The organism is Pseudoalteromonas sp. MTN2-4 (assembly GCF_042848605.1).
Classification (GTDB): Bacteria; Pseudomonadota; Gammaproteobacteria; order Enterobacterales; family Alteromonadaceae; genus Pseudoalteromonas.
Map to the genome: position 1 here is coordinate 1,002,298 of NZ_BTGK01000001.1, position 16,638 is coordinate 1,018,935.

Sequence of the window (16,638 nt, forward strand, 5' to 3'; positions counted from 1 at the left end):
GGTAATGACAGGTAACTTACTCACTGTGCGCCTTGTTCTAAAATTGTTTTAAACATATTACTGTCTAGTTTAACTGCTTTTGACTGTATTGCTGAAAGACATTGTGTATTGTTTTGTATTTTTATTTGTAAATTCGCAAAGCTATCACTGGCAAAATAACTACTTGGCGTTTGCTCATATAACCACTCAAGCCAATGATGAATATCGCTGAACCCTTTTTTGCTACAATCTAACGTACGATTAATTAACTCAGCCACATCTATGCTATACACATTGAGTGGTAGTTTTTTAACCATAATGTATTTTTCAAAAAACTGAATATCAAAGCCGAGTAAAGTCAACCAAGATTGGTTTTTCTCGAGCACTTGTTTATTTTGAGAGTCTAAATTAACGCGAACAGGTAACAACAGAGCTTTACCTGTCAATGCCGCATCTTGCTCAATATCAGCTAGCCAAAGAGGTAATAGAGCATACTTATAATGGCTTAACAGAATATGATTTTGCTTTTTAACAAACAGCATTCCCTCTGATAAAGGCATAATGTCGACTTCTGCACCAACTGTATTTGCTACATTGTCTTCAAGTGAATAAACCTCAGAAGATGTTTGAGTTTGCGGTGTCAGTGCTTGGTAAAACTCATTGGCATTATATTGATGCTGAGTTTGCTCAGTCATATTCTGGTTTACAGTTGCACGCCCCCCTGAGTTTGAAGTTGAGTTCGCCCTACTACTTTGCCCGGCACTTGATGAAAACTGGCTAGGTTTGGGCGTAAAATCAAACCCTGAGGGGACTGATACAAGAGGCTCAGATGCAGGGGTCAGCTCTGAGCGATAATTCTGCTGCCGAGCATCTTCGACATAATCGGGTTGTATCTCTGCACTCAAACTGCTTTGCTCTGGCATAAATACCGCTTGTTTCACAGCTTGCACAATAAAATCGTGCACTAAACGCGCTTGATGAAAGCGCACTTCATGCTTGGCCGGATGCACATTTACATCCACTTGCCTTGGGTCCAATTCAAGATAAATCACAAAGCCAGGCAGTTCTATTTGTCCCATCTGCTCTTCAAATGCTTGGCGTATCGCGTGCAAAATGAGTTTATCTCGCATCATACGACCATTTACATAGGTATATTGTGAGTTGCCATTATCTCCACACGGTAATACCCAACCGTATAGTTTTAGGCCTTCAGCACCAGATTCGATATATGCTGCGTCGGTTGCAAATGCTTTTCCTGCCACTTGTGCAACTCTGTCAGTACCCTGCTCTGGCGTTCTAGCACGATATTGACGAACCACTTTTTTATTGTGAGTCAGAGTAATTGCCACATCAAAACGACTTAACGCAATGCGTTTCACCAGCTCATCAATATGACTAAATTCGGTTTTTTCGGTGCGTAAAAATTTACGTCGAGCTGGGGTATTAAAAAATAAATCTTTAACTTCGATGGTGGTGCCATTGGGGTGAGCGGTCGGCTGTACTTGCACGGCCATGTCTCTCCCCTCAGCAAATGCTTGCCAAGCTGTTTCTTGCTCAGCAGGTTTTGAGCTTAAAGTAAGACGCGATACAGAACTAATTGAAGCCAGCGCTTCTCCACGAAATCCTAAAGATGAGATGCATTCGAGATCATCTAAACTTTTTAATTTACTGGTTGCGTGACGAGAGAGTGCCAAAGTGAGTTCATCTTTGACAATACCATGGCCATTATCACGAATGCGGATCAGCTTGTGACCACCGCGTTCAATGTCGATTGTGATGCGGTTCGCCCCCGCATCAATACTATTTTCGACTAACTCTTTAACAACAGAGGCAGGCCTTTCAACCACTTCACCCGCTGCAATTTGGTTTGCTAAACGGGCAGGTAAAATTTCAATGCTCATGCTAGTCTACACTTTAGGGATTTTTAATACCTGGCCAATATACAAGGTATTTTTACTCAGTTTATTGGCTTTTTTCAGCGCCGATACAGTGGTGCCATAACGCTGTGCTAACAAGCTTAACGACTCACCTCGCTTTACTTTATGTTGCATAGGTTTATTTTCTTTCAAGCGGGCAAACAGCGAGTCATCTGGCGGATTTTGCTGATAATGAGTACGAATAGCCTTAAAAATTGCACGTGCTAACCGCTCTTGGTGACGTGCCGTTTTTAGCATTTTTTCTTCTTTTGGATTCGAGATAAACCCAGTTTCAACCAATATAGACGGTATATCAGGCGATTTTAGAACCCCAAAATTGGCTGACTGAGGCGTTTTCTTATGCAGTTTGGCAACTTTTTTCAGCTCTCTTACCACTTCTTCGGCAACGGTAAAACCCGTTTTCATAGAGTGGTCCATCGACATATCTAATAAGGCTTTTGCTAGATAGCGCTCATTTGCCGTGTCTTTAATTAAATCAGCAGCGCCTCCTAGTAGCTGAGAGTGCTTTTCTCGGTCTTCTAGCCATTTACCAGTTTCTGACTGCGCGCGTCGAAGCGATAATACCCAAACAGAGGTGCCGTTGGGCTCTGGCCGAGTAAATGCGTCTGCATGAATAGACACAAAAAAGTCAGCACGCTTTTGTCTAGCTTTCGAAGTACGTGTATTCAGCTTTAGAAAGTAGTCACCAGTACGGGTGAGCCTTGCTTGCATACCCGGCTCTGCGTCTATCATTCTCGCCAATCTTTTGGCTATTGGTAACGTTATATTTTTTTCATAGGTGCCTGAAGGGCCAATGGAACCTGGGTCTTCGCCACCGTGACCGGCATCAATAGCAACAATAATGTCTCGATCAGTCACACGTTCTCGTTTTTTCTTAGTATCGTTCGCTTCTAGGCTTTTTTGCTTGCCATATAAGTCTATCACTAATCGATCTTTATAAGGCCCAGTAGGTGCCAAAGCAAAAATAACAGGTCGAGCAGTACGCGTTAAATCGAACACTAGGCGGGTACTTTTCGCACTTTTTGGTTTGCTGTAACGCAGCTTAGATAATACTCGGTGCTCTTTAGGAATTACCGGCAGCTTGTTATGCTTTTTTGTGTTTTCTAAATCAACCACTAAACGAAGCGGGTTCTTTAGCATAAAGTAGCTAAACTCGGGTTTGGCAGACATATCAAGCACGACACGGGTACTCTCAGGTGAAGGCCACACCCGAACCCCTTCGATGCTATTTTTTGCCCATGCTGATACACTCAGTAACAGGCAAAAGATGAGACTTAACTGTATTATTTTAATTATTCTTAGACTGTTCATCGTTTTGTAGTGTGTTTAGTATTGCAATACCTCGTTCAGACTCAGCTTCAATACTGATCTGTCTTTGCTCCCCTTGGTACTGCATAGTAATGTTTAAATCGGGAGTCGGAATAAACCCGTAACCCTTTTCAGGCCATTCAATCACGCAAATCGCTGTCGGTGCAAAATAATCCCGGATCCCCATATACTCTAACTCTTCAGGGTCCCCTAAACGATACAAGTCAAAATGATATACCGAACAATTCGATAATTCATAAGGCTCAACTAGGGTATAGGTTGGACTCTTAACCTTATCAGTATGGCCTAAGCCCTGCACAATGCCGCGTGTTAAGGTGGTTTTTCCTGCCCCTAGATCACCATGTAAAAAAATCACCGCGCCTTGTTGAACAACCTGAGCAAGCCTGCCCCCCATATTCACGGTTGCAGTTTCATCCTCTAACAATAAAGTAAACGTATTACGCATGTTTATCCTAATAAACGTCGAATATAAACGAATAAATCACTGGCTAGTAACCCCTTTTCACCGTCTTTAGCAGCTATCTGCGCTGCGAATCCGTGAATATACACCGCGAGTTGTGCAGCTGTGTTTTGGGCTAACCCTTGTGCAATTAAGGCAGCAATCATACCAGATAAAACGTCTCCCATCCCAGCACTGGCCATAGCTGGCGTTCCTGAGCGATTAATTGCTGTGCAATTGCCATCATATATCAAACTGCCCGGCCCCTTTAATACCACTGAAGCCATATATTCTTCATAGAGTAATTTTGCCACCTTGAAGCGAGCAGACATACTGCAATGCTCACCTAATAATCGCCTTGCCTCGCCTTCATGGGGTGTAATGACGCACCTTGGTAATTTTTTTGGCTGCTTTGCCAGTAAGTTTAAACCATCGGCATCTATCACCATTTCATCATTAAACTCTATGGCAGTATCAAACAGCTCCTTTGCCCAACTAGATTGTCCAAGTCCAGGTCCTATCACTAGGACATCGGCTTTATCCATAAGTGCCAATAAATCAGCTTTATTTTCAACGCCATGCACCATGAGCTCATAGCGCCCTTGTAGTACCATGGCAACATTATCTGGATGTGTTGCGACACTGACAAGGCCAGCGCCCGTACGTAAACAGGCCTCTGCCGCGAGCCGTATAGCACCGGCCATCCCTTTTCCACCACCAATCAATAACACATGACCACATTGGTTTTTGTAGGTATCAATGGCTCTAGCTGGGCTGTTCGCAAGGTGCGCGTGTTGATTAAAATACGTTGCAGATGCCTGAACAAGCTCGCTGAAAGCTTCTGCCACCCCCAACTCAGCTAAATAAAGCCGCCCACAATGCGCTGTTGCTTGACCCGTTAATAAACCTTGCTTTAAAGCGATAAAAGTCAGTGTGACATCTGCTTTAAAGGCACCAATAGCAACTTCTGATGAATTTGCATTAACACCACTTGGCACATCAATACTTACTTTAATTGCGGTGCTTTTTTCACATTGAGCAAAAATAGAAACAAGCGGAGCGCTTAAGTCACCTTTAAAACCTGTGCCAAATATGCCATCCACAATCACATCAAACGTTTGTTGCTGAGGCCAACCTGCACTGAATTCAACTTCACATAATTTAGCGTGTTGGTAGGCTTTTAACGTATCACCTTGCAATAAACTAGTAGGAAACACACTGTAAACGACAATCTGTCGGCCTGTTTGCTGTAAATGCGCGGCCAACAAGTAGGCGTCTCCCGCATTATTGCCTTTTCCAGCCAAGATCAAGATTCGTTCAGCATCAACAAACTCGACGTCAAACAAACTGAATAACGCCTCACCAGCTCGTTGCATTAATTGCCATAACGACAGTCCCATTTTTTGCGCAGCTTGTGCTTCATACGCTTGTACCTGTTGGGCGAGGTATGCGTATTGTGGTAAGTTAGCGGTGTATTTAGCTTCCAAGATTATGATTCCGTGACTGCCACTAAGATTGATTATATTGAACTTGCTGCAAAAATTAAGCAATGGGGTAAAGAATTTGGCTTTGCCGACGTTGGGATCACTGACATTGACCTGAGTGAACACGAAGCTCAACTGCAGCGCTGGTTAGATAATGGCTATCATGGCGAAATGAGTTATATGGCCGCCCATGGTATGAAACGGGCAAGACCCGCTGAACTTGTCCCGGGCACTCAGCGAATCATCAGTGTAAAAATGAATTATCTGCCACCTGAAGCGAGTTTTGCAAAGGCGCTTGGAAATAAAGAAACCGCCTATATTAGCCGCTATGCGTTAGGTCGTGATTACCATAAAGTGATCCGTAATAAACTGAAGAAGCTTGGACAAAAAATTGAACAGGAAGTTGGACAGTTTGGCTTTCGCCCTTTTGTGGATTCAGCGCCGGTACTAGAACGCCAACTCGCCGAAAAAGCAGGCCTTGGGTGGCGCGGTAAAAACAGCTTGTTAATCAATAAACAAGCTGGTTCATGGTTTTTTTTAGGAGAGTTATTTGTTGACTTACCCCTTCCTATTGATGAACCCAACAAAGAAGAAGGCTGTGGAAAATGCACCGCCTGTTTAACATTGTGTCCTACTGGCGCCATTGTTGAACCCTATGTTGTTGATGCTAGAAAGTGCATTTCGTATTTAACCATCGAGTTGCAGGGCCCCATTCCTAAAGAGTATCGCACTCTATTGGGCAATCGCGTATATGGATGTGATGACTGTCAGCTGGTTTGTCCTTGGAATCGCTTCGGGCAACTTACTCAAGAAGATGATTTTGCGCCACGCAAGAACTTAAAAGATCAAGAACTACTGACTTTGTTTAGTTGGACAGAAGATATATTCTTGAAAAACACCGAAGGTAGTCCGATTCGCCGAATTGGCTTCGAACGCTGGCAGAGAAACCTAGCTGTAGGGCTCGGAAATGCACCATTTAATCAAACCATCGTAGACGCTTTAGAATCCTCGCTTCATCAAAGCAGTGATTTGGTTAAAGAGCACATTGAATGGGCTTTAGAGCAACAAAGGCAAAAACAGCGCAATGAAGATAGAAAGCAATCGCGCTTGATCCGCATTATTGAAAAGGGATTACCGCGCGATGCTTAAGTAGTGGTTGCCCCACTACTTTTTATTGATTAGTGATAGATCCGCTTCGATTTCAGCAAAAGCAGTTCGAACCTTAGTGATTGACTCTTCACGTGCCACTGAGTTTTGAATCGCCTGATCTACATTGGTAAAGATAAACACCTCTTGGTCTTCATCTAACCCCATGGTTGGAATACGGCTTTCAAACTGCTCTTGTAATGAACGAAACACCTCTTCGTTATGCTTGCGATTATCGTCCAGTAACGACATTAACCCTGTGAACTTACTATGCACCATAGAAATCACTTCTGAAAGGTTTTGCTGCTGTTCCTGTAACTCCCTGCGAGTCAAAATTGACAAAAGTTGTTGCTCAGTCACACTCACAATAAAGCAAATATGATCACGAATACGGCCATGCTTTTCTTCGTCATCTTCAGGCATATTCAAAATTAATAGACTTAAATTTTCGTAATTTACCAGAATACGGTTTTGGAACTCATGTAGTCGGCCTTTTGACTTGAGGATCTCGAAAAGCTCCAACACAATAGGGGAACATAAACCTGATGACGCAAAATGCTGTCTATCGTCGTCGATCCTCAACTCCATATTACAATTCAAGCCAAAACTTGAGAGGCAGCTGATCAAGGCTTTTGCTAATTCAGAGACATCGTCTATTTGACCGATTTGCTCGATGTAATTAACAATTTGCCCCATTTCACTGCTCGTCGCCATAGCGCTAAATGCAGTACTTGTTGCATCTTCAACTTGTTGCTCCAGACTTTCTTTCTCAAGTAATATCTGGCCCAAATTACTCAGTTTGCTTTTCAATTCACCATGGGCAAAAGGCTTAACAATATAATCTTCTGCACCCACAGAGTAGCCTTCCATACGCTCTTCAACTGAGCCTCGAGCAGACACAAACATAACGACTATGTCTTTAGTAGCTGGGTTTGCTTTTATTTGCCGACAAACTTCGTAACCATCCATCCCTGGCATACTTACGTCGAGTAAAACCACTTGCGGAGAAAACGATTCTAAAACTTCCAAACATTCAGGGCCGCTTTCTGCAGTCACCAATTGTAAGTCCAAATCTTCTAGGATTTCTTCTATGATCTCTAAATTAAACGGTTCGTCATCAACGGCTAAAATTCTTTGTAATGCCATGAGCTATTCCTTTTCTTATACCCTGTAGAATAGTTATAGTCTTGGTTTTGCAAGTTTGCTAAACCATTAATTCATTTTGTTTCTTTAATGGTAACTCAATCATCACGGTAGCACCGCCATTATTGTTATTTTTAGCACAAATATAACCCTTATGTAGTAGTATAAACTCCTTACAAATGGCCAAACCAAGACCTGTACCACCAGCGCCACTGTTGGTTTTACTACTTTGAACAAACTTTGAAAATACCTGCTCTAATTCATCTTCAGGAATACCAACACCTCGGTCACTAATCGAAATATGAACCTTTTCTTCGTCTAACGTAATTGCCACGCCAACTTCACTGTCTTTTGGGCTGAATTTAAGCGCATTGCCTAACAAGTTTCGTATTACTTGATTAAGCTGCTCTTGATCGCAAAACAGCGGCAACCTATCAACGGGTGAATTAACCCGAATTTGTATGCCCTTTTCCATTGCTGAGCCAGCGACATCTTCAATGCCTGTTTTTATGATAGACATTAAATCATGATTACTTGGATTGAATGGGAAGTGGCCCGCATCAAGCTTTGAAAGGTCTAACAAGTTATTGAGTAATAAAAGTAAACGCTCACCACTGGTTTCTATTCGCGATAAATATTTTTTTAATTTATCGACAGGGGTTTCTCCGGCACCCAACTTATCTAATCCAAAGCGTGCAAAACTTAAAATGGAATGCATGGGTGTACGAAGCTCATGTGACATATTAGCTAAAAATTCAGATTTACTTTGGTTAGCTGCCTCTGCATCATCTTTCGCTTTTTGTAACTGTGCAGTTCGTGCCTGTACCTCAACTTCTAAGACTTCTTTTGCCTCTTCTAACAATTGTTGCTTTTTCTTAAGCTGCGTGACATTTTTTAATATCACTGCAAATGCCATTTCACCATGATGGTCAATTTCGGTAAAAGTGCCCATGAGTGGCACCGAGCCGCTTTCTCTGGGCAGTAATAACTCAAAATCAAAATGTCTATGAGCACCAACGCCTTGGATAGCCGTTTTAAGGCCTGAAGCAGTCTCTGTATCAAATAGCTCGAAGATCGAATGTTCCGGTAAATCTTCAGGAGAGAGCTTTAATAGTTCACCACAGGCATCATTCGCTTCGATGATTTTGCCATTTCGAGAGAACAACATAATTGGGTCAGGTGTATGTTTATAGATAACCCGAAGTAAACTATCTCTTTCAATTAAGGCGTCAACAGTATCTTGTAGTCGCTCAACCAGCTCTTGATTATGACGTTTGAGCAGTTCGGTTTGCCATAATTTGTGCAAAGATTGCAGTAGCTCACTCTCGTCAAATGGTTTGATCAGCACATCTTCAACGCCTTGACGAATGGCTTCCATCATATCAACTTGATTTGCTCGAGATGTAAATAACAGGCATCGACAATGTGGATACACCGTTTTGAGCGCATTAAATACCTCAAGCCCTGTATCTTGCTCTAAATTAAAATCACTGATCAGCAAGTCAATATCATTACTTTTGGCAATCTCAAGGGCTTCCTCTTTACAATGCGCGGTCAAAACTTGAAGTTGAGCGCCTCGTAGGCTAGTAGCCAGAGATTCAAGCCGCTCATGATAGTGATCAACTAACAACACTTTTGGTAACACCAGTCGAGAATCAATTCCTATCTCTAAAACACGCTCTAATAAGTTAGTAATTTCTTTGTTGGCAAAGAAAGGGTAAATCACAATACCATTAGGTAAAGCACGGTTAAACTGGCTAAAAACCTGTAAGTGCTCTGTATTGTCAGGCTTAGGGGCAAGTAATATTAATTTAGGGTGTGCGCGAAGAACAGATAGACTATCTAAATATTCACTGGGAATACCATGCGCAATGGCAACAACACCGTATTGGTTATAATCAAAAGCGTCATTTAACATGCGATAGTGAATATGTTCTACCTCACCACCCAGTAACTCAAATAGCACTTTTAGACGCATAGCCAGTACACTATTGCTGTCAATTATCAGTATTTTATTAGACATAGTTTATTCTTACATTCTATTTCCTTGCCAAACTAAAGTCCGCTGACAAGATAAACTCACACTTGAGCAAATCAGTGATTAATAATAAAAATCACAAATGCTTCCCTAGAATAGTCAAACTATAAGTCTGATCATCCATTTCTGCCACTTGAGGAAACTCACCCCATACAGCATAGCTATGCTGTTTAAATAACTTAATACTTGGAGTGTTATGCGAAAATACAAAACCAAGTAATACTTTCAAACCTATTTCTCGACCATGTTCTTCAGCAAATTCGAGCAGCTTTTTGCCTAACCCCTGACCACGTGCTTTGTGAGTAATATAAATACTAATTTCTTTACAGTTCTGGTAAGCCGGTCGCCCATAAAAATCTTTATAACTTAACCACCCAAGCACATCTTCACCATCGCAACAAACAAAAATAGGCGAGCGCCTATTATGACTTTCATACCAAGCTATTCGAGACTCAACAGTCACGGGTTCAGTGTCAGCTGTCACCATACGACTGGCAATGGTTTCGTTGTAAATGGCAACTATCGCCTCTAAATCAGATGCTTGTGCATAGCGAATATTCATTACTTTTACTCTACAATGATCGTGGTAAACGAAGAATTCGTATCTTAAACTAGTCAAATAAAAAATGGGAAAACATATGTGTAAGTATTTATTAAGTTTAATGATTTTGTGCTATACGCTGCTAACAAAACCAGTGCTGGCAAATAGCTGCGATGACTTCACGAATGTCACAATGCGAAAACTACACTCTGAGGAGTCAGTAAATTTTTGCGAATTTAAAGATAAACCCCTGCTGATTGTGAATACGGCTAGTAACTGTGGTTTTACAGGCCAATTTGAAGAACTTGAAGCTCTGCACCAAAAGTATAAAGACAAAGGCTTAGTAGTAATTGGTTTTCCTAGCGATGACTTCTTTCAAGAAGAAAACGATGAAGCAGATACCGCAGAAGTCTGTTACGTAAATTACGGGGTAACATTCACTATGCTCTCAACCACAGCGGTTCGTGGTGATGATGCCAACTCTATTTTTAAGCACCTCAATGCAGAGACAAGTTCACCAAAGTGGAACTTCTATAAATACCTTGTTTCAGCAGACAGAAAAACTGTGCAACGCTTTAACAGCCGAACTAAGCCGCTTTCGGCAAATTTAACTCAAGCAATTGAAAATTCACTATAACCGTTGCGCGAGAAAAAATTCTATCTATACTAGAATAAACTATGAGTAAATATTGCTCAGACTTAGAATTATGGAGAATATATGACAGTTGCCAGTGCAAGACATATTTTAGTTGAAAGCGAAGCGCTTTGCTTAGAATTGAAATCAGAAATAGAGCAAGGTGCAGACTTCGCAGAACTTGCAAAAAAACACTCAAGCTGTCCGTCAGGCCAAGATGGTGGTGAACTAGGTGAGTTTGGGCCAGGTATGATGGTACCAGAATTCGATAAAGTGGTTTTTTCTGCACCGGTTAATCAAGTACAAGGTCCAGTGCAAACTCAGTTTGGTTATCATTTACTAGAAGTAACAAGCCGAACTGAATAAACATCAATATATTCTAAAGCCGCTTTAGCGGCTTTTTTTATACCTACTTCAAAGGTATTTTTTCAATAAGCATAAAAGATAGGAGCCGATTTATGCACTTGTATGGTTCTGACACCTCTCCCTACGCACGCCGCATTCGTATGTTTGCCCAGTATCATAAATTTGATTTACCTTACACTTGTCTAGATATATTTGCGCAAGCAGACCGACAAACCATGGTTGAGCACAATCCGACCCGTAAAATCCCATTTCTTACTGATGGCGAGTTAAACATCGCGGACTCAGGGTTAATCATGCATTATTTAACTGAACAACACCAGGTACCTGAAATGACTTGGTGGCAAGCGAACCAACTAGTGCAGGTCGACGCTTGTAATGATTCATTAATTGAATTGTTACTTTGCCATCGTTCAGGTTTTGATACCTCTGAAAACAAACTATTCTTTAACCTTCAACATGAACGTATTGCTGCACTTTTGGCCTATTTAAATGAACAATGTGTGAAAGAAGCGTTTTTAGAAAGCAGTTATCTCAAGATCAGTTTATACTGCCTGCTAGATTGGATCTTGTTTCGTGATCTCTGTAATTTGCAAGACTTTGCAGCTTTGGTGGCATTCCATCAAGTACAAAGTAATTTGCCCGGTGTAGCACAAACTGATCCTAGACATTCTTGATAGCTTAAACAGGATAAAATGATGAGCGAAATCGAAATTGAATCAGAATTAGTCACATTTGTTGAGCAAGCCCGCCTTGGAGCGCAAGTTTGGGCTTTAGGCGCAGAAGATGGTGGCGTCGTTGTTTGCGAGTCAAACCAGTTTGAAAATGCGGATGTCCTTTTGCTATGGGATAGTGAAGAAAAAGCAAAAGCACAATGTAAAGACGAGTGGCAAGCATACTCACCTATGGTTATCGACCTAGACGAGTTACTAGACGAGTGGGTTGAAGATTTAAACGAAGACCAAGCACTATTTGGCTTAAACTGGAACGATGAGAACGTGTGTGTAGAAATCGAGCCTACAGGCTTAGCACGCGCTTTGTGTGACTAACGCAATCAAAGTTCCTTCGATAGCACGCACATAAGCTTGTGTGTGCTCTCCTCTGTGAATTGGTGGCATCAGTGGCTCCGCGCCAGCTTCAACCGCTTTATCATAACTTTCAATCACATTTTCACACTCAATACACAATTCAAACCCCAGTGCAGGCTGCTTTGGATGGCTACGAATATAACTTTGCTTAAACTGCGCTTGTGCCAAAGGGTGTGAGGCAAAGCCAAGTGTCACCATACCTGTATCTAACTCACCATAATCAGCCGCTTCTGTCAGCGCAGTAGTCGCAAAACCAAAAGCTTGATAGTAGAAATCTAACGCCTCTTCAACTGAGTCGACATAAATGATTGTTTTTAAATACTGCATGTTCAGAAGTAGATTAAAAATTGCTTAAACTAAGCATACTATTTGAACAGCAAAATACCAATCCTCAATAATACATAGGGTCTGTTGTTCTTTGCTCTTCGAATTTTGCTCTTTTTGAGCGGGCTTTGATCACGGCGCTCGGTTTGATGCTTAGTGGGCTAAGTACAATTCGAGCCATAATGAATAAAGTTCGCTCTGAAGAGCTCTTCGGGCAGCGCTTGATTGGTATTTCTACTGCGTTAAAAATCTCTTATTTAGAGTAACTAAATTACAAGATTTTTGCCTTCTTATCGACAAGCTCTCCTTGCCTTAAAATAGCTCACTTAATTAAGAGTATTGGTATAAAAAAGCCAACTTATTCAGTTGGCTTTAATTTATAAATAGCGTTTAAATATATAAAGTTAAATATACTTAGCTAAGTACTTTTTAAAGATAGGGTCTGTTTTCGCCAATTGCTTTTGCTCGTCTAGAATTTCTTTAAGCATAGCTTCAGAGGTTAATGGGTTGGCTAATACCACTCTGAAAACAACCGTAGGCTGATTATCGTATTGTGCTGGCGTAAGGCGTGTACGAGAGACAAATGAGCGCCCAGCTTCACGCTGACGCTTTTGCATGCTTGCAGTGAATCGGTTTAATGCAGCATAAATGTCGATTTTCTCGTCTTCATTCGCATTGGCAATTGCCTGCTTAATTGCCTTAGGTACATAACGGTAAGTTAACAAACATAATTCAGGCTCTGAAACCAACTCAAAATCTTCATCTTGTTTGATAAGCTCGGCAAAGTACTTTGCTTTCGCAATGCCCTTATCGATCAGCATTTCATAGCCTTTACGACCAATCACACGCAAACAGGCATGCACCAGCATCGCCATGCCTGGACGGCTTCCCTCTAGCGTATGACTCCCTAAATCTTTAGAGCCCTTACGAAGAATATATTCAGCGTGATGTTCGATGGCATCTGTGGCATGCGGATCTTTAAACAGCACCATACCTGCGCCCATAGGCACATACATTTGTTTGTGCGCATCAATGGTAATTGAATCCGCACGCTCAATGCCTGCTAATAATGGACGCGCATTGCTCGACAATAAGGTGGCGCCACCCCAAGCTGCATCAACATGGAAGTGACAGTTTAGCTCTTGAGCTAGATCAGCCATCTCATATAATGGGTCGATGTTACCTGTCTCCGTTGTGCCAGCAACCCCCACTAATGCCATGACCTTAATACCTTGCGCTTCAAGCTCTAACGCTTTCTCACGCATGGCCTGAACATCAACCTTGTTATTATCACTGGTCTTAACGGCAATAAAATTGTCGCGGCCAATACCTAGAACATCAGCGGCTTTACCGAGTGAGTAGTGTCCTCGTTCAGACACTAAAACCGCCAAGCCTTTGTAGCCATAATGCATCATAGCTGCAACCAGACCTTGGCTATTAATGCCTTTAAAGTCACCTTGTGGTTTTAATAAGCGATTTCGGGCGATCCAAAGTGCAGTAATATTGGCAACGGTTCCACCTGAACAAAACGCTCCTAACGACGTTTTTGCACTGTGCATCCATTTGCTATAGAAAGATTCATCGGCACCGTAAGCAAGGTGATGCATCATACCTAATACTTGACGCTCTAATGGTGTAAATGCTTTCGAGGTTTCGATTTTTACTAGGTTCTGATTTAACCCCACCATGAGTTTTGACAAGGGTAAAACAAAATGCGGCAACGCTGATGTCATATGCCCAATAAAGCTCGGGGAAGCCGTATGCACTGAATGCGCAACCAGCTGTTCCATAATATCTTGAGCATAGTCAGATACAAACATAGGCTGTTCTGGAATAGCAGCCAACTGAAAATCTTTTTCCACTTCGTGCAAAGGTTTTTCAATTGCAGCAATATTCTCGTTTAAAAAGCCCACCAAATTATTGGAGATTTCCAGTTCAATCTTGCTTAAAGTTGAATCTGGCGCTTCCGGCACCGTAAATATACGCATTAAAGTTTCATCAGAAGCTACAGCACAACGCTTAGGACCCATGTTTCTACCTAGTTAAACAAACCAACGATGGACGTAAATATCCTCATTGGCCTTATAATTCTTATATGACTAAACCGCTAACTGTACTTTAAGTTTTCATTAAAGTCTCGTTTTGCGCCTATAAAACTTAAACGCGCTTTCTATACTAGTGTAAAAGACGTAATCTTGAAGTGGACTTAAGTCAGATATTTGCCTAATATTTGTGAAAATAATGATCACTCTTCAAAGCTTTTTTTGCTTTTTAGAATAAGGACTAACAATGATCAGAAGGACCTCGCCAGCAAATATTCTCTTTGCAGGCTTCTTTATATTTCTAACTTGCTTAGTGGGTTACGTTTATTACACCTACGAAACAACACGTACAGCCATTATTAGTGATATTGATGAACGCTTACTACATGCAGCTAAAAGTGCACAGCTTTTGATTGGTGAACAATATCATGATGATTTAGCTGCAATTCAACCTGAACAATACCAACGTTTAAGCAAACAACTTTCGCTTTTGGCTGATACGCTCAATGTCGAGTACGTCTACAGCATGCTGTATGAACAGCCTTTTGTACTTTTTACTTCATCAAGCTACACCAAAGAAGATGTGCAAGCTAACATGCTTACTCGCTTTTTAGACCCTTACCCTGAAGCAACAGTCACAAACAAAAGTGCTTTTCGCTCTACTGAGCCTGTATTTGAGATTTCAGAAGACCAATGGGGGCGATTTAAAACAATTCTTGTGCCCTATATAAGCAATACAGGTAAAACTTACCTGGTGGGTGCTGACATAACTATGGATTCTGTGCAAGCGCAGCTCAATGCCAGCGTTACGCGTGCCATTCTCAGTGGTAGCTTTTTCTTTTTAATTGCAGTGTTGGTGGCTAGCTTTTACTTTATCCTATATCGCAAATCACTCACCACCGATCCACGTACAGGGTTTGGTAATCGCATTGCCCTTGAGCATGACATTAAACAACACAAAAGTGAGCACTTAAGTCTTGCCATTGTAGAAATACATGAGCTAGAAAATATCGTCAGTTTTTACGGGGCGAATGTGGGCGATCAGGTCATGAACAAAGTAATGGGTTACTTTGCTACTCAGTCTAACTCTGTGTATGTTTACCGACTCGCAACATCAAAGTTAGTGTTGTTTTGTGACAGTGAACGTGGCGAGCATTTTTTAAGTAATTTAGTACAACAGTTTCCTGCAAGCTCCCCCGTATTAAATCGGCCCCACCTTTATGTTCAGCTTAATGCAGGCATAGCGGAAGGGAATAAATCTTTACTGTTAGAAAACGCCTATGTTGCTTGTCGACAAGCGGTTCAGCAAAAAGAGTTAGTGTGTATTTACAGTATTGATAAGCATGAAGCTAAACAGTTGCAACATGCTCGCCTCGCAATGGCTAAAACACTTAACGATGCCTTTTCTCAAAATCGTGTGGTTGTTTATTTTACCCCGCGCTGCGCGCCGAACCATGACAATATATGCCAGTATTTATGTAATGCCCGTGTACTCGATGAGCAAGGCGGTATCATTACCGACAACGCTTTTTCTGAGGTGGTGAAACAGTCCCGCATGGAAGGGCAGCTCACGCGACATATTTTTTCTCAATGTATAACTCGCTTTAGAAAATCTCGTACCGCTTGGTCGATTGGATTAAGCTACCAAGATGCCTCTGATCCACAATTAATTGATTTCATTACACAAGAGCTGCGTCGCTACCCGCAACCAAGCTTAATCACCTTCGAACTTGATGAACAAGATATTCTAGATAACTTTAATGCTATGGCGGTTGCCATCAATATATTAAAGAGTAAAGGCGTGAAAATCTTGGTGAACTCAGTGAGCAGTGGTTTGTTGACCGTCAGTAGAGTGATGAAACTCAGCATTGATGCCATCAAGCTCGATGACGCCATTTCAACGCACCTAGAAAGTGATGAACAAGTCCTGTCTTTTATCGAGCATTTAGCGTGTTTATGTAAAGATAGAGAAATGCACTTGATCGTCGGTAATGTAGAAACCGAAATACAGTACGAACTACTCAGTGCGGCTGGTGTTACTTACTTACAAGGGAGTTATATTGGCAAGGCTACGCCACATATCAAATGCCCAGAAGAGCATGCGACATATCAGGCGAGTGCATAGACCTTTGGGCCCAATGTAAAAAAGGG

15 protein-coding genes are annotated in these 16,638 nt (G+C 41.7%); 6 read left to right on the forward strand and 9 right to left on the reverse strand.

Translation table 11 applies throughout. The annotated features are described in order from the left end of the window. Positions 1-20: 20 nt before the first annotated feature. From mutL to ACGHEH_RS04800, 4 genes are read right to left on the reverse strand one after another with little or no spacing between them, the layout of a single operon-like run. Positions 21-1,880 (reverse strand): DNA mismatch repair endonuclease MutL, encoded by a 1,860-nt coding sequence (gene mutL, locus ACGHEH_RS04785; protein WP_390442243.1) that lies wholly within the window; start codon positions 1,878-1,880, stop codon positions 21-23. 6 nt (positions 1,881-1,886) lie between these two features. Then, a complete protein-coding gene (locus tag ACGHEH_RS04790) occupies positions 1,887-3,227 on the reverse strand; it encodes an N-acetylmuramoyl-L-alanine amidase (RefSeq protein ID WP_390442246.1) in 1,341 nt (446 codons plus the stop codon). Next, entirely contained in the window at positions 3,205-3,690 is a 486-nt protein-coding gene (tsaE, locus tag ACGHEH_RS04795; RefSeq protein ID WP_390442248.1) for a tRNA (adenosine(37)-N6)-threonylcarbamoyltransferase complex ATPase subunit type 1 TsaE, read from the reverse strand. Before tsaE ends, ACGHEH_RS04790 begins: the two co-directional genes overlap by 23 nt. Positions 3,691-3,692: 2 nt before the next feature. Then, positions 3,693-5,171 (reverse strand): NAD(P)H-hydrate dehydratase, encoded by a 1,479-nt coding sequence (locus tag ACGHEH_RS04800; RefSeq protein ID WP_390442250.1) that lies wholly within the window; start codon positions 5,169-5,171, stop codon positions 3,693-3,695. Positions 5,172-5,183: 12 nt separating this feature from the next. On the opposite strand from ACGHEH_RS04800, the gene queG reads away from it, so the two are divergent. Beyond that, a complete protein-coding gene (gene queG / locus ACGHEH_RS04805) occupies positions 5,184-6,317 on the forward strand; it encodes a tRNA epoxyqueuosine(34) reductase QueG (protein WP_390442253.1) in 1,134 nt (377 codons plus the stop codon). A gap of 15 nt (positions 6,318-6,332) precedes the next feature. Here queG and ACGHEH_RS04810 read toward each other — a convergent pair whose 3' ends face one another. From ACGHEH_RS04810 to ACGHEH_RS04820, 3 genes are all read right to left on the reverse strand, one after another. After that, entirely contained in the window at positions 6,333-7,460 is a 1,128-nt protein-coding gene (locus tag ACGHEH_RS04810) for a two-component system response regulator (RefSeq protein ID WP_390442256.1), read from the reverse strand. Between the two features lie 58 nt (positions 7,461-7,518). Continuing rightward, positions 7,519-9,480 (reverse strand): ATP-binding protein, encoded by a 1,962-nt coding sequence (locus ACGHEH_RS04815; protein ID WP_390442258.1) that lies wholly within the window; start codon positions 9,478-9,480, stop codon positions 7,519-7,521. Between the two features lie 91 nt (positions 9,481-9,571). Then, positions 9,572-10,057 carry a GNAT family N-acetyltransferase gene (locus ACGHEH_RS04820; protein ID WP_390442261.1) on the reverse strand — a complete coding sequence of 162 codons (486 nt, stop codon included), beginning with the start codon at positions 10,055-10,057 and terminating at the stop codon, positions 9,572-9,574. A 76-nt stretch (positions 10,058-10,133) separates the two neighbouring features. Here ACGHEH_RS04820 and ACGHEH_RS04825 point away from each other — a divergent pair, with 76 nt between their 5' ends. The 4 genes from ACGHEH_RS04825 (at position 10,134) to ACGHEH_RS04840 (ending at position 12,082) form a co-directional block, all read left to right on the forward strand. After that, complete coding sequence (locus tag ACGHEH_RS04825; protein ID WP_390442264.1) at positions 10,134-10,673, forward strand: glutathione peroxidase; 540 nt, start codon at positions 10,134-10,136, stop codon at positions 10,671-10,673. A gap of 81 nt (positions 10,674-10,754) precedes the next feature. Then, positions 10,755-11,036, forward strand: a complete 282-nt coding sequence (locus tag ACGHEH_RS04830; protein ID WP_349285420.1) for a peptidylprolyl isomerase — start codon at positions 10,755-10,757, stop codon at positions 11,034-11,036. A gap of 92 nt (positions 11,037-11,128) precedes the next feature. Beyond that, entirely contained in the window at positions 11,129-11,710 is a 582-nt protein-coding gene (locus ACGHEH_RS04835; protein ID WP_390442266.1) for a glutathione S-transferase family protein, read from the forward strand. 21 nt (positions 11,711-11,731) lie between these two features. Beyond that, positions 11,732-12,082, forward strand: coding sequence for a DUF2750 domain-containing protein (locus ACGHEH_RS04840; protein ID WP_390442424.1), 351 nt, complete (start codon positions 11,732-11,734; stop codon positions 12,080-12,082). On the opposite strand, the gene ACGHEH_RS04845 is transcribed toward ACGHEH_RS04840, so the two are convergent. Beyond that, positions 12,059-12,448 (reverse strand): VOC family protein, encoded by a 390-nt coding sequence (locus ACGHEH_RS04845; RefSeq protein ID WP_138477985.1) that lies wholly within the window; start codon positions 12,446-12,448, stop codon positions 12,059-12,061. The genes ACGHEH_RS04840 and ACGHEH_RS04845 overlap by 24 nt on opposite strands. 401 nt (positions 12,449-12,849) lie before the next feature. Next, on the reverse strand, positions 12,850-14,475 hold the full coding sequence (gene panP / locus ACGHEH_RS04850; protein ID WP_390442270.1) for a pyridoxal-dependent aspartate 1-decarboxylase PanP: 1,626 nt from the start codon (positions 14,473-14,475) through the stop codon (positions 12,850-12,852). Positions 14,476-14,734: 259 nt separating this feature from the next. Here panP and ACGHEH_RS04855 point away from each other — a divergent pair, with 259 nt between their 5' ends. After that, positions 14,735-16,612: an EAL domain-containing protein gene (locus ACGHEH_RS04855; RefSeq protein WP_390442272.1), complete on the forward strand. Its 1,878-nt coding sequence runs from the start codon at positions 14,735-14,737 to the stop codon at positions 16,610-16,612. The last annotated feature ends 26 nt before the right edge of the window (positions 16,613-16,638 follow it).